Annotated in this window: 13 protein-coding genes and 1 rRNA gene; 11 read left to right on the top strand and 3 right to left on the bottom strand. The window is 70.0% G+C overall.

Annotated features, from left to right (window positions below; translation table 11 throughout):
- From rrf to SRB17_RS17840, 10 genes are all read left to right on the top strand, one after another.
- A 5S ribosomal RNA gene (gene rrf, locus SRB17_RS17885) occupies positions 1-114 on the top strand; the annotation flags it as partial.
- A gap of 59 nt (positions 115-173) precedes the next feature.
- Positions 174-818: an HAD family hydrolase gene (locus tag SRB17_RS17880; protein WP_153539586.1), complete on the top strand. Its 645-nt coding sequence runs from the start codon at positions 174-176 to the stop codon at positions 816-818.
- 93 nt (positions 819-911) lie between these two features.
- Entirely contained in the window at positions 912-1,637 is a 726-nt protein-coding gene (locus SRB17_RS17875) for a VC0807 family protein (RefSeq protein WP_153539584.1), read from the top strand.
- 80 nt (positions 1,638-1,717) lie between these two features.
- Positions 1,718-2,932: an MFS transporter gene (locus SRB17_RS17870; RefSeq protein ID WP_153539582.1), complete on the top strand. Its 1,215-nt coding sequence runs from the start codon at positions 1,718-1,720 to the stop codon at positions 2,930-2,932.
- Complete coding sequence (locus SRB17_RS17865; protein ID WP_153539580.1) at positions 2,883-4,055, top strand: acetoin utilization protein AcuC; 1,173 nt, start codon at positions 2,883-2,885, stop codon at positions 4,053-4,055. Before SRB17_RS17870 ends, SRB17_RS17865 begins: the two co-directional genes overlap by 50 nt.
- 144 nt (positions 4,056-4,199) lie before the next feature.
- A complete protein-coding gene (locus tag SRB17_RS17860; RefSeq protein ID WP_153539578.1) occupies positions 4,200-5,015 on the top strand; it encodes a phosphatase in 816 nt (271 codons plus the stop codon).
- 129 nt (positions 5,016-5,144) lie between these two features.
- A complete protein-coding gene (locus SRB17_RS17855; protein WP_153539576.1) occupies positions 5,145-5,357 on the top strand; it encodes a helix-turn-helix domain-containing protein in 213 nt (70 codons plus the stop codon).
- Between the two features lie 147 nt (positions 5,358-5,504).
- On the top strand, positions 5,505-5,603 hold the full coding sequence (locus SRB17_RS17850) for a 30S ribosomal protein bS22 (protein ID WP_003948845.1): 99 nt from the start codon (positions 5,505-5,507) through the stop codon (positions 5,601-5,603).
- Between the two features lie 213 nt (positions 5,604-5,816).
- Positions 5,817-6,878, top strand: a complete 1,062-nt coding sequence (locus tag SRB17_RS17845) for an NAD-dependent epimerase/dehydratase family protein (protein ID WP_153539574.1) — start codon at positions 5,817-5,819, stop codon at positions 6,876-6,878.
- A gap of 24 nt (positions 6,879-6,902) precedes the next feature.
- Positions 6,903-7,994 carry a lysophospholipid acyltransferase family protein gene (locus SRB17_RS17840; protein WP_153539572.1) on the top strand — a complete coding sequence of 364 codons (1,092 nt, stop codon included), beginning with the start codon at positions 6,903-6,905 and terminating at the stop codon, positions 7,992-7,994.
- A gap of 1,059 nt (positions 7,995-9,053) precedes the next feature.
- On the opposite strand, the gene SRB17_RS17835 is transcribed toward SRB17_RS17840, so the two are convergent.
- From SRB17_RS17835 to SRB17_RS17825, 3 genes are all read right to left on the bottom strand, one after another.
- Positions 9,054-10,283 carry a DUF5667 domain-containing protein gene (locus tag SRB17_RS17835; protein ID WP_323375802.1) on the bottom strand — a complete coding sequence of 410 codons (1,230 nt, stop codon included), beginning with the start codon at positions 10,281-10,283 and terminating at the stop codon, positions 9,054-9,056.
- A 235-nt stretch (positions 10,284-10,518) separates the two neighbouring features.
- The gene (locus tag SRB17_RS17830) at positions 10,519-11,295 is read right to left on the bottom strand and encodes an ECF subfamily RNA polymerase sigma factor, BldN family (protein ID WP_323375800.1); all 777 of its coding nucleotides are present in this window, start codon (positions 11,293-11,295) and stop codon (positions 10,519-10,521) included.
- Positions 11,296-11,702: 407 nt separating this feature from the next.
- A complete protein-coding gene (locus SRB17_RS17825) occupies positions 11,703-12,623 on the bottom strand; it encodes an HAD family hydrolase (RefSeq protein ID WP_153539569.1) in 921 nt (306 codons plus the stop codon).
- 129 nt (positions 12,624-12,752) lie between these two features.
- Between SRB17_RS17825 and SRB17_RS17820 the strand changes: the two genes are divergently transcribed.
- Positions 12,753-13,043, top strand: coding sequence for a glutaredoxin family protein (locus SRB17_RS17820; protein ID WP_153539960.1), 291 nt, complete (start codon positions 12,753-12,755; stop codon positions 13,041-13,043).
- Positions 13,044-13,070 lie beyond the last annotated feature (27 nt).

Below are 13,070 nucleotides of genomic sequence, written 5' to 3'. Positions count from 1 at the left end.
GGTGGTCATAGCGTGAGGGAAACGCCCGGTTACATTCCGAACCCGGAAGCTAAGCCTCACAGCGCCGATGGTACTGCAGGGGGGACCCTGTGGGAGAGTAGGACACCGCCGAACAATTCTTGAGAAAGGCCCACGCCACAGGCGTGGGCCTTTCTGCGTTTATGCTCGACTGTATGCGCTATGACCTTGTCATCTTCGACAACGACGGGGTGCTCGTCGACAGCGAGCCCATTTCCAATCGGCATCTGGCCACTTATCTGACCGAGCTGGGGCACCCGACGTCGTACGAGGACTCCATCCGGGACTACATGGGCTCGGCGATGCACCGGGTCCATGAGCTCGTGCTGGAGCGGACGGGGCAGCGGCTGCCGGACGACTTCGATGACGTCTTCCACGCGCGCGTGTTCGCCGCGTTCGAGCGGGAGTTGCAGCCGGTGGCGGGCGTGGCCGGGGTACTGGAGAAGCTGGCCGCGGACGGGGTGCCGTACTGCGTGGCTTCCTCGGGGAGTCATGCGCGGATACGGGTCGGGCACCGTACGACCGGGCTCGACCGGTGGTTCCCGGAGGAGCGCATCTTCAGCTCCGAGGACGTGGGGCGGGGCAAGCCGGCGCCCGATCTCTTCCTGTACGCGGCGGAGCGCATGGGGGCGGCACCGGATCGGTGCCTGGTCGTGGAGGACTCGCCGCTGGGCGTGCAGGCGGGCGTGGCGGCCGGGATGACCGTCTACGGGTTCACCGCGATGACGCCGGCGGCGAGGCTGGCGGGCGCCGACCAACTCTTCTCCTCCATGGGCGAGTTGGCTGATCTGCTCGTCTGACGGAAGCCATCGTCCGGTGCCTGACAATTGTCATGCGGACGTCCGGACGATCGTTTCTACTGGCGGACCCCGGCCGGCGGAGAAGCTGAGGGCATGACGAAGACCACGGGGGCCCAGGGCCGGACCGAGCAGCAGCAGAAGCAGAACCCGAGCGTGCTGGACAACTTCAAGCCGCTTCTCCTGGACGTGGCGGTGCCGCTCGGCTCGTACTACGTCTTCAAGGACGCCTTCGGGATGAGCACGTTCGCGGCGCTCGCCTGGAGCAGTGTGGTCCCGGCGGTGCGGACCGTGTGGGGGCTGGTGAAGGAGCGGAAGACCAACGCCCTGGCCAGCCTCATCCTGGTCGTCAACGTCGTCTCCCTGCTGCTGAGTTTCGTCTCCGGTGACCCGCGGCTGATGCTCGCCAAGGACAGCGGGGTCAGCAGTGTCATCGCTTTCGGGATCCTCGCCTCCGTCTGGCTGGGCCGGCCGATGATGACCGCGGGTATGAAGCCGTTCCTGGTGAAGGGCGACACGGCCAAGGAGGCCGCCTGGGAGCGGCTCGTGTGCGGGGCGTCGGTCCGGTCCGGGGCCTTCCGGCGCAAGGAGAAGGCGTTCTCGGTCGTCTGGGGGCTGGTGCTGCTCGCCGAGTGTGTCGCCCGGGTCGTGGGTGCGTACACCATTCCCGTGGACACGATGGTGTGGCTGGGCAGCGTCTTCCTCGTCGGGGCGATGGTGCTCGGGTTCGTGATCAGCGGGGGCCTGGCCGCCGAGCCCATGGAGAAGCTGCTGGCCGCCGAGGTCGACGCCGGCAAGGCCGAAGTGGCCGTCGCCGCCTGACGCGACGAAAGCAAAGCTGAAGGAAATTCACCTTTGGTTGAATCTACCCACAGGTAGCCCGGGGCCCTACGCTCGCCGCCATGACTGATGTGCTGCGGCGCGGTAGGGCCTCGCTGGCGTTCGGCTTCTTCGCCCAGGGCGCCACCTTCGCCCTGCTGGTGACGCGGATCCCGGCCATCCAGGACCGGTACGGCGTCTCCGACGCGCTGCTGCCGGTCTTCCTGGCCGCCGTGCCGATCCTCGCCGGTGTCGGCAGCGTGACCACCGAGCAGCTGGTGAAGCGAATACGGCCCAGCCGGCTTCTGCGGTGGTCCCAGCCGGTCGTGCTGCTGGCGCTGCTCGGCGCCGGGGCGGGTGGGGACATCGCGGAACTGGCGGTGGCGCTGGGCGCGTTCGGGCTGGCCGTGGGCGCGCTTGACGCCTCCATGAACATGCTCGGGGTGAGCCTGCAGCGGTCGTACGGGCGCAGCATCATGCTCAGTTTCCATGCCGCGTACAGTCTGGGCGGCATCCTGGGTGCCTCGCTGGCGTGGGTCGGGGCGCACTGGCATCTCGCGCTGTGGGTGTCGTACCTGCCGGTGGTGGCCGTGCTGTTGCCGGCGACGCTCGTGGGGAGCCGGTGGTACGTCGACGGGGATCCGGCGCCCCTGGAGGAACGGCAGGGCGGCGAGGGCGGGGGCGTCGTGTTCAAGCTGCTGCTGCCGCTGTGTCTGGTGATGACCTTCGCCTACATCGGTGACTCGACCGTCTCCAACTGGAGCGCGAAGTATCTGAAGGACGTGCTGGGCAGCTCGGAGCAGCTGGCGACGGTGCCGTACAACGTGTACATGGTGACCACGCTGCTGGGGCGGGCCATCGGGGACTTCGGGGTGCGGCGGTTTGGGGCCGTGGCGGTCGTACGGCTCGGGACGCTGGTGGCGGCCGCGGGGTTCGCGGTGGTGGCCTCGGCGCCCGGGGCCTGGGTCGGGATGCTCGGGTTCACGCTGTTGGGTCTGGGACTGTGCGTGCTGGTGCCGCAGACGTTCGCGGCGGCGGGGCGGCTGTTTCCCGGGGCTTCGGATGCTGCTGTCGCGCGTCTGAATATTTTCAATTACGTGGGTTTTCTGGTCGGTTCGCCGTTGGTGGGGGCGCTGGGCGATGCCTGGAGCTATCGGGGGGCCATGCTCGTGCCGATGGTGTTGGTACTGGTGACGTTGGTGTACGCCAGATCGTTCGCCGCTCAACCGGACCGATACGGTGGCGGTCATGAGCGGCCGCGCACAGCTGATGTGGGACGAGGCAGTAACGGGCTATGACTTCGGCCCGGACCATCCGATGGATCCGGTCCGGCTGGCACTGACCCGGAAACTGGTGGGCGCCTTCGGGCTCGACCGGGAGATGGAGGTCGTCGCGGCGAAGCCGGCCGGGGAGTCGACGCTGCGGCTGGTCCACCGGCAGGACTACATCGACGCCGTGAAGGCCGCGTCGGCCGATCCGTCGGGGGCCGATGGGTCGTACGGGCTGGGGACTCTCGATGATCCGGCGTTCGCGCGGATGCACGAGGTGTCCGCGTTGATCGCCGGGCAGTCGGTGGGGGCGGCGGAGGCGGTGTGGCGGGGGGATGCCGATCACGCCGTGAACTTCGCGGGCGGGCTGCATCACGCGATGCCCGGGGGCGCGTCGGGGTTCTGCGTGTACAACGACGCCTCGCTGGCCATCGCCCGGCTGCTGGAACTGGGGGCCGAGCGGGTCGCGTACGTGGATGTCGACGTGCATCACGGGGACGGGGTGCAGGCGGCGTTCTGGGAGGACCCGCGGGTGCTGACGATCTCGCTGCACGAGCATCCCCGTACCTTGTTCCCGCAGACCGGGTGGCCGGAGGAGACGGGCGCCGGGGCCGGTGAGGGGGCGGCCGTGAATGTCGCCCTGCCGGCGGGGACCGGGGACGCGGGGTGGCTGCGGGCGTTTCACGCGGTGGTGCCGGAGTTGCTGGCGGAGTTCGGGCCGCAGGTGCTCGTGTCGCAGCACGGGGCGGACACGCACTTCGAGGATCCGCTGGCGCATCTCGCGGTGTCGCTGGACGCGCAGCGGGCCGTGCAGGTGGCGTGTCATGAGCTGGCGCATGAGTACGCCGGGGGGAAGTGGGTCGCGCTGGGGGGCGGTGGGTACGCGGTGGTCGAGGTCGTGCCGCGGTCGTGGACGCATCTGGTGGGGATCGCGGCGGGGAGGCCGGTGGCGCCGGAGACGGTGATTCCCGACGGGTGGCGTCAGGAGGTGTTCGCTCGGACCCGGCAGTTGGGGCCGCAGCGGATGACGGATGGGCGGTGGCCGGTGAACTGGGCTTCGTGGGAGTCGGGTTACGACCCCGCGGATCGGCTGGATCAGGCGGTACGGGCCACTCGGCGGGCGGTGTTCCCGCTGCGGGGCTTGCTGCCCTGAACCAACCAGAGGGCTGGGGGAGCAGGAGACGCATGTGCGCGTGGCCCCCGCCGAGCGGCAGGGCACCGCAGTTGTTTACGCCAACCGTGCGCATTTCTCCGGATTCCGGCCCCTCCCCGTCTCCGATGCGTCACCATCGCACCCATGTCGACCAGCGGAGCTCTGCGTGCGCATCTGCTGGCTGCTCGGCTTGCCGGGGAGGTGGGGACCTCTCGGGAGGAGAGTCTGCGGAGTTATCGGCTGTTCGCGGCCCGGGATCCGCGAGTGCTGATCGGGATTGATCCCGAAGGAGCCTGGGGACAGCCGGAATTGCTTGAGCTGATGGCGGAGAAGTGCGGTGTTTCGGGCGATCCTCGGCACACTTCGGGGCCGGATGTGATCGATCCGGAGCGGACGCTGGCCGCGCTGGATGCCTTCGCGGGCCGGATCCGGGAGGTGGCCGGGCGCGGCGCGCCCGTGTTGTTCGGGACCGGGCATCCGCAGCGGCTGCTCGGGTTCTACGCCGGCTTGGCGGACGCGCTCTCGGCGGCGGGGTGTGACGTGCTCACCCCCGCGCAGGGTCACTGTGTCGACATATTGACCCGGTTCGGTCTACGTACGTATCACCTCGGCTACGCACGGCGCGTTGGGTTGGTGCGGGAAATCGACGCCGGGCGCCCCGGTTGTGAGCCGGGCGTGCACAGTCATTCACCGCTGCCGGTTCGGGTCGTGCTGGAGGCCGCGGCGGAGGGCGGAGGGCCGTTGCCCGAGTTGGTCGTCGGGGATCACGGGTGGGTCTGCGGTGCTGGTCAGCTGGGGTTCGAGGCCATCGGGCTCGCTGACACCGACGATCCGGCACTGTTCGTGGGGGAGGCGGAGGGGCGCGTGTCCGCCGTCGTTCCGGTTGATGACGGCGTGCGGTCTGAGTACTACCGGCCGCTCATCCGCTACGTACTCAAACGAGCGTGTCTGTCACAGTAGGCCTGCGATGGGTGCACCTCTTCCCCACTTGCATCACCCGCCCCTACATTGGGGAGTGAGCACGCAACGACGAAGAGTCACCGGAAGGGGAAGCCGGGGGCCGTCGAGTGCGGAAGGTTCAGGTGTGTCATGGCTGCAGCTGACGAGAGGCCTCTGAACGAGGTCGTGTTCCTTACCGTGGCGGAGGTCGCCTCGGTGATGCGAGTGTCGAAGATGACCGTGTACCGCCTGGTGCACAGCGGTCATCTGCCCGCGATCCGGGTCGGGCGGTCGTTCCGTGTCCCGGAGCAAGCGGTACACGAGTACCTCCGTGACAGCTATGTGGGGGTGGAGACGGTCTGACGGCGACCCCGCGGTGACCGCCGGGTGACCCGGGGTGCCCCCCTCGATTACGACCTCAGCGCTCGGTTGGGTAGGCTAGCCCCTCGTAGGTCGTGTGGGCCCATGGCGCCCAAACAACCGAGTGATGAGAAGTGAGCGAGGGTAGTCGTGGGCTCTGTTATCAAGAAGCGGCGCAAGCGGATGGCCAAGAAGAAGCACCGCAAGCTGCTCAAGCGCACGCGCGTTCAGCGTCGCAACAAGAAGTAAGCGGCGTCGCGAGAGCGTGTCACGCGTATCTGTGGCCTCCCATCGGCACGATGGGAGGCCACAGGCATATCCGGGGAACCGGGCGATGCCCGGGGAACCCGGCATGTGCCGATGAGTGAATTTCCGTCACTTCGTGCATCGGGCGGTCATCACAGCGCAACATCGACCCGCTAGGTTGGCCGTACGCATCACGTACGAGGGAAGGCGCTGATCTTGGGGAAGGTCGTGCTCGTCACCGGAGTGGCCCGGCAACTGGGCGGCCGGTTCGTACGGCGGATCCAGCGAGATCCGGAGGTCGACCGGGTGATCGCCGTGGACGCGGTGTCGCCGGCGCACCATCTGGGCGGCGCGGACTTCATCCAGGCCGACATCAGGCAGCCGACCATCGCCCGCGTGCTGGCCGAGACGGGCGCCGACACGGTCGTCCACATGGACGTGACCGGCACGGCGCTGGGCAGCGGAAACCGGGCCACGGTCAAGGAGACCAACGTCATCGGCACCATGCAGCTGCTCGGCGCCTGCCAGAAGTCGCCGACCGTGAAGCGACTGGTGATCAAGTCCAGTACGAACGTGTACGGGTCCGCGCCGCGGGATCCGGCCGTGTTCACCGAGACGACCCCGGCCAAGTCGCTGCCGAGCGGTGGGTTCGCCAAGGACACCGTCGAGGTCGAGGGATATGTGCGCGGGTTCGCCCGGCGGCGGCCGGACGTCGCCGTGTGCGTGCTGCGGTTCGCCAACATCCTCGGGCCCGCCGCCGACACCCCGCTCGCCTCCTACTTCGCGCTGCCCGTCCTGCCGACCGTGTTCGGCTACGACCCGCGGCTGCAGTTCGTGCACGAGGACGACGTCGTCGAGGTGCTCAGGATCGCCTCCCACGAACCGCGCCGGGGCACCCTCAACAGCGGCACGTTCAACATCGCCGGGGACGGAGTGCTGCTGCTCTCGCAGTGCTCCCGGCGGCTCGGGCGGCCGACCGTGCCGCTGCTGCTGCCGGCGGTCACCTGGGCGGGTTCGCTGGTGCGTACGCTCGGTATGACGGACTTCTCGCCGGAGCAGATCCGGCTGCTCACGCACGGACGGGTGGTGGACACGGTCCAGATGCGCGACACGCTGGGCTTCACGCCCAGGTACACGACGGCGGAGACGTTCGCGGACTTCGCACGCGGCCAGGGCCCCGGACTGGTGCCGCCGGAGGTCCTCGGGGGGGCCGTCGACCGGATCGCCGCGCTGGCCGCGAGGGGCGGCGGCCGGCCCACGACGCACAGCGCCGACTAGCGCCAACCGAGGAGCGCAGCAACGATGGCGGACGCCAAGGTCATTCCGTTCGACGACGACCGGTCCCGTGGGAGCGCCGCACAGCGCCCGGCGCGGCGCCGCGGCACGGGCAGCCGGCGCGGCACCCTCGGCGAGTCAGGGGCCGGTGAGATGGGTGAGGTCCAGCCCCTGCCGGGCCGGGGCCGGGCACGGGAAGATGGGCCTGTGAGCCGCGAGGAGAAGCCGGAGAAGCCGCTGGAGCGCTCGGGTGCCGACGCGCAGGACGGCGGCCGGGACGGTGGCCTGGAGCGGCGTGTGGCGGCCGGGCTGGCCTTTCTGCGGCGCCGGCTGACCGGGGACTACGACGTCGACGACTTCGGCTACGACGAGGAGCTGACCGACCAGGTCCTGATGTCGCTGCTGCGGCCGGTGTACGAGAAGTACTTCCGGGTCGAGGTGAAGGGCATCGAGAACATCCCGGCGAAGGGCGGGGCGCTGATCGTCGCCAACCACTCCGGGACGCTGCCGCTGGACGGGCTGATGATGCAGGTCGCGGTGCACGACCACCATCCGGCCGACCGTCATCTACGACTGCTGGCGGCCGACTTGGTCTTCGTGCTGCCCCTGGTCAACGAGCTGGCCCGCAAGCTGGGGCACACCCTGGCCTGCGCGGAGGACGCCGAGCGGCTGCTGGCCCAGGGTGAGCTGGTCGGTGTGATGCCGGAGGGTTTCAAGGGCATCGGGAAACCTTTCAGCGAGCGGTACAAGCTGCAGCGGTTCGGGCGGGGCGGCTTTGTGTCGACCGCGCTGCGGCAGGGGGCGCCGATCATTCCGTGCTCGATCGTGGGGGCGGAGGAGATCTACCCGATGATCGGCAACGCGAAGACGCTGGCGCGGGTGCTGGGGTTTCCGTACTTCCCGTTGACGCCGACGTTTCCGTGGCTGGGGCCGCTCGGTGCGATTCCGCTGCCGACCAAGTGGACGATTCAGTTCGGGGAGCCGATTCTGACGGACGGGTATCCGGCGGAGGCGGCCGAGGATCCGATGCTGATGTTCAACCTGACGGATCAGGTGCGGGAGCAGATTCAGCACACGCTGTACAAGCTGCTGGTGCAGCGACGCTCGGTGTTCTTCTGATTCCTTTGCCCACCCGCCCACCCGACTCGGTCGGCTGGAAGGTCACCGTAGAGGGCACCCTGCTGGCTCGGCGCTGTCGGGGCGTCCGGGCGCTGCGGGTGCCCTGCCGGGCTTCCCACCGGCCCGCCCGTGACCGTCGTGCTGAGACCACCCGCGACCGTCGTGCTGAGACCGCCGGTGACTGTCGGACTGGGACCGCCCGTGACCGTCGTGCTGGGGCCGCCGGTGACTGCCGGGCTCGGAGGGCACCTGTGACCGTCGTGCTGGGGCCGCCGGTGACTGTCGGACTTGGACCGCCCGTGACCGTCGTGCTGGGGCCGCCGGTGACTGCCGGGCTCGGAGGGCACCTGTGACCGTCGTGCCGGGGCCGCCGGTGACTGTCGGGCTCGGCCTGCCCACGTCTGTCAGGCTGAGACCACTCGTGACTGCCGGGCTCAGAGGGCACCTGTGACCGTCGTGCCGGGGCCGCCGGTGACTGTCGGGCTCGGCCTGCCCACGTCTGTCAGGCTGAGACCACTCGTGACTGCCGGGCTCGGAGGGCACCCGCGACCGTCGAGCTGAGACCGCCGGTGACTGTCGGACTGGGACCGCCCGTGACTGTCAGGCTGAGACCACCCGCGAGTACCGGGCTCGGCCTGCCCACGACTGCCGCCTGGGACCACCCGCGACTGCCGGGCTCGGCCTGCCCACGACTGCCGCCTGGGACCACCCGCGACTGCCGGGCTCGGCCTGCGCACAACTGCCGGACTCGGACCACCCGTGATTTGTCGGCCTGGGACAGCCCGTGACCGTCGGCTCGGAGGGCACCCGAAAGGCGAGCTGACCCGCCAGGCGGCGTCGTCGGGCGCCCGGCCTTGCGGCGCCGGCCGTCGGCCGGGCGGCTCGGCGAGTGGCGCGAGCAGGCTGGCGCGGACCAGTTCGGTGTCGCCAGGCGGGTTTTCCGTGAGGTAGGCCTTCACCTCGTCGGGCGTCCCGCTGAAGGTCGGTTCGTAGTCCGGATACGGCACCGGGGGCACCCCGCTCGGGTGGGGTGCCCCCGGTGCCGTATCCGTGGCGGTGTCAGTGGGTGTCCTCGCCCTCGATGCCCAGGCCCGGGAGGAGACCGGGGAGGAGCGGGGGGAGGGTGACGTCCGGGGCCGGCGCCGGGGACTTGCTGGTGGACGGGGTGCCGCTGCCCGTGCCCGTCTTCGGCGGCTCCAGCAGGCCGCCCGTGCTGCCGCCGAGCAGGCCCTCGCCGCTGCTGCCGGTGGCCGAGCCGCTCGGGTCGCCCGGGCGTGCGTGCTTGCCGGAGGACGGGGTGGTTCCGGAAGAGCTGGGTGCCGTCGACCGGTGGCCGCCGGAGGAGCCGGCGGATGCCGAGCCGGAGCCCTGGTGCTTGCCGTCGCCGCCCTTGGCGGGCGGCTGCGGGAGCAGGGACTGCAGCGGGGCGACCTCTTGGTCTATGGCGTCGAACACCGACGAGACCTGTTGTTTGACGTCTCCGAGCTGCACGGGCAGTTTGTCGCTCAGCGCGGTCCACGCCTCGCGGTGGGAGCGGGAGAACGTGGACAGCGCCTGGATGGGGCCGAGGGAGCCGGGGTCGGCCTCGTAGGCCTCGTGGAGCAGCCGATGGCCCTCGGAGACGTCCTGCTGCATGCCGGAGAGCGTGCGGCGGATCTCGCTGATGGACTCGTGGTCGAGCTGGCCGCCGCGGCCGCGCTCCATCAGCCGACGGGCCTCGTTGAGCCGGGTGGAGGCCTGGTCGAGGTAGGTCTGGCCGCGCTGGTCGGCGCCGTCGGTCAGGTAGTGGAGCTTGAAGTCCTCGATGCCGCGTTTGAGGCCGTAGAGGGAGTCACCGGGCAGGGCGTCCGAGCTGGCGGCGGCGACTCCGCCGAAGGCTCCCGCGGCCACGCCCACGCTGAGCCCGCCCGCCGCGAGCCCCTTGGTCAGCCGGGACCGCGGGCGGAGTTTGCCCAGCGGGCTCGCCCGGTGCGCGCCCCGGGACCGGGAACGCTGTTCCGGTACCGACGCGTCCGCCGCCCCCGTGCCCTCCTGGAGCATGGCCTCCATCGCGGCCACCAGCTGGGCCCGCTGCACGACCTTGACCTCGGGGTCGAGTTGCGGCTTCGGCAGCGCGCCGAGGTCCGCGGCCAGAGCCAGCAGCTCGCCCCGTTCGGTCTGTTCCTCGGCGGTCGGCGGGGGTCCCGCCGGGCCTACGGACTGCTCGGCCGCCGTGTCCCGGTCGGACTGTTCTTCCAGGGCCTGGGCGAAGGCGTTCGCCCGCCGGTGCGCCGATACGTTCGCGATCACTGGCGGCACCTCCTCTCGTCATGACGGTCGACTCCCCAGGGGGTCCTGAGGGTTGCACGCCCGCGACCACTTCACACGATCGAGCGATCAGGGTCGGCCAGGACGTGACCACAGGGAGCCTGTATCCCGCACAACGACTGGCGCGGCACTTGGGTTACGGACGGCGGATGCCCGGATCGTAAAGGCAACGGGCGTTCACGGAACGTGAGTTGAGTGTTGCCGAGAGTCGCCTTGTTCAGCGGGCGTCGTCCGGCAGCAGACGGGCGAGCGTGCGCACGGCACGGTACTGGAGGGTCTTGATCGCGCCCTCGTTCTTGCCCATGACGCGGGCCGTCTCGGCGACGGAGAGGCCCTGGAGGAAGCGGAGCGTCACGCACTCCTGCTGCTGCGGGTTGAGCCGGCGTACGGCGTCCAGCAGCGCGGCGTTCGACAGGGACTCCAGGACGGAGTCCTCCGGGGAGCGCTCGACCTCGTTGGCGTCGAGCATCTCGCCGGTGGTGACCTCCAGGCGGAAGCGGCTGGACTTGAAGTGGTCGGCGACGAGGTTACGGGCGATCGTCACCAGCCACGCGCCGAAGTCGCGGCCCTGCCAGGTGAAGGTGCCGATCCTGCGCAGGGCCCGCAGAAAGGTCTCGCTCGTCAGGTCCTCGGCGGTGGCCCGGCCGCCGACGCGGTAGTAGATGTACCGGTAGACCGTGTCGCTGTACTGGTCGTACAGCCGGCCGAAGGCCTCGGCCTCGCCGGCCTGGGCCCGCTCGACCAGGTCCATCATCCGGGCGCTGTCGCTGTCGGCGGCCGGACGGCGGGCGGTGGCGCCGGCGGAGCGCCCTCGTCTGCCGACGGCCGCGCCGCTCTCGGCCAGTGCGTAGCACGGGCCTGCGGGCGCGGCGCCGGCGAAGGCGGGGACGGCGTACGCGGTGGGGACGAGGCCGCGCAGCGTCTCTCTCGCCGCGGCGACTGTTGCGCGCAGCGTAGCCAGGCCCGAGGCGTCAACCCCGACGTGTGGGTACACGGGACTCCCAGAGGCAGAGCTTCCATCACGTGCAGTGCGGGACCGTTCACCCGTCGTAGCGACGGAGGGGTACCGGTTTGCGTCTGAGGAGAATAACGCTTCGTACAGGCACTGCTACACCGAGTTGCTCAAATCATCGATTGCGTCGCTTCTGTTACCGATTGACGCCTCATCAAGTGCCGCAGCCTGATCGCTTGGTGACCAGAATCTGGCCGGTTTCGGTGAGGTACAGCGCGTGTTGAAGTGGCCGCGGCATAATCCGGGCGCGGCGGGACAGTGCCCCGAAGGGGCGCGGGGCTGTGTCGATGTGCGGCTCCGCCGCGTGGGCGCGACCGGCTACGACGGACCCGCACCCGCCGGACGGCCGTTGGTCCTGCGGCGGTGATCCGCGTCAGCCGACCCGGGACCTATCGGCGTCGTCGGCTCAAAGCAATGGCCGCCGCTGTGCCACCGGCCACCGCTCCGACGCCCGCCGCCGCCGGAATGCCGACCTTCGCCGCCTTCCGGCCGGTGCGGTAGTCCCGCAGCCGCCAGTCCTTCTCACGCGCGTGCCTGCGCAGCTTGGCGTCGGGGTTGATGGCGTAGGGGTGGCCGACGAGGGACAGCATCGGGATGTCGTTGTGGCTGTCGCTGTAGGCGGCGCAGCGGGAGAGGTCGAGGCCCTCCGCGGCCGCCAGGGCGCGGACCGCCTCCGCCTTCGCCGGCCCGTGCAGGGGCTCGCCGACCAGCTTGCCGGTGTAGACGCCGTCCAGCGACTCGGCCACCGTGCCGAGCGCGCCGGTCAGGCCCAGGCGGCGGGCGATCACCTGGGCGATCTCCACCGGGGCCGCCGTGACCAGCCACACCTTCTGTCCGGCGTCCAGGTGGGCCTGGGCCAGGGCGCGGGTGCCGGGCCAGATGCGGTCGGCCATGTACTCGTCGTAGATCTCCTCGCCGATCGACTCCAGCTCGGCGACCCGGTGGCCCTTGACGATCGACAGCGCCGAGTCGCGGGCGTCCTGCATGTGCTCGGGGTCCTCGACGCCGGCCAGCCGGAACCAGGCCTGCTGCCAGGCGAACTTGGCGAGGTCGCGGGTCTCGAAGAACTTCCGCTTGTACAGGCCCCGGCCGAAGTGGAACAGTGCGGCGCCCTGCATGACGGTGTTGTCGAGGTCGAAGAAGGCAGCCGCCCTGTCGTCACCGATCACCGGGAACTCCGGCTCCGTCGGTGTCACCGGCGGAGCCTCCTGCGAGGACTTGCGGGCAGCCTCCGCCGAGGCCTCGCCTGCCAACACGCTGCGCGCCGTGGCGGAGCGCCTACGGGGAGTGAGCCATCCGAGAGCGGCCATGTCGTGAGCATAGCCAGTTTGTTCGGTGCTTCCGGCAGTGGCGGGGTTGGATGCGTGTGAACTCTCCGCGACCGGGCCGTTAAAGGGCTGATCCGAAGCCGATCCGAAGTGTGCGCAGTGCGCGCGACAATGGCCGGTATGAGTCCCCTTTTCCGGCGCAAGGCCGACCCCGTCGATCCCCGTGACCGGCTCGTCACGCTGATCCGCAAGCCCGGCTGTCATCTCTGCGACGACGCACAGGTCGTGATCGAGAAGGTCTGCGGAGAACTGGGCGTGTCCTGGGAGCGGAAGGACATCACCGAGGACCGGGCTCTCCACGACCAGTACTGGGAGCAGATCCCGGTCGTACTGATCGATGGTGAACAGCACACCTTCTGGCGCGTGAACGAGGAGCGGCTGCGCCGGGCACTGACCGACTAGTCCAAACCGGCCGGAAAGTCGCTTAGG

Origin of the sequence: Streptomyces sp. RB17, from assembly GCF_009604455.1 — a bacterium.
GTDB lineage: Bacteria > Actinomycetota > Actinomycetes > Streptomycetales > Streptomycetaceae > Streptomyces.
Note: the sequence above shows the minus strand (reverse complement) of the source record. Positions and strands in the feature narration are given on the sequence as shown.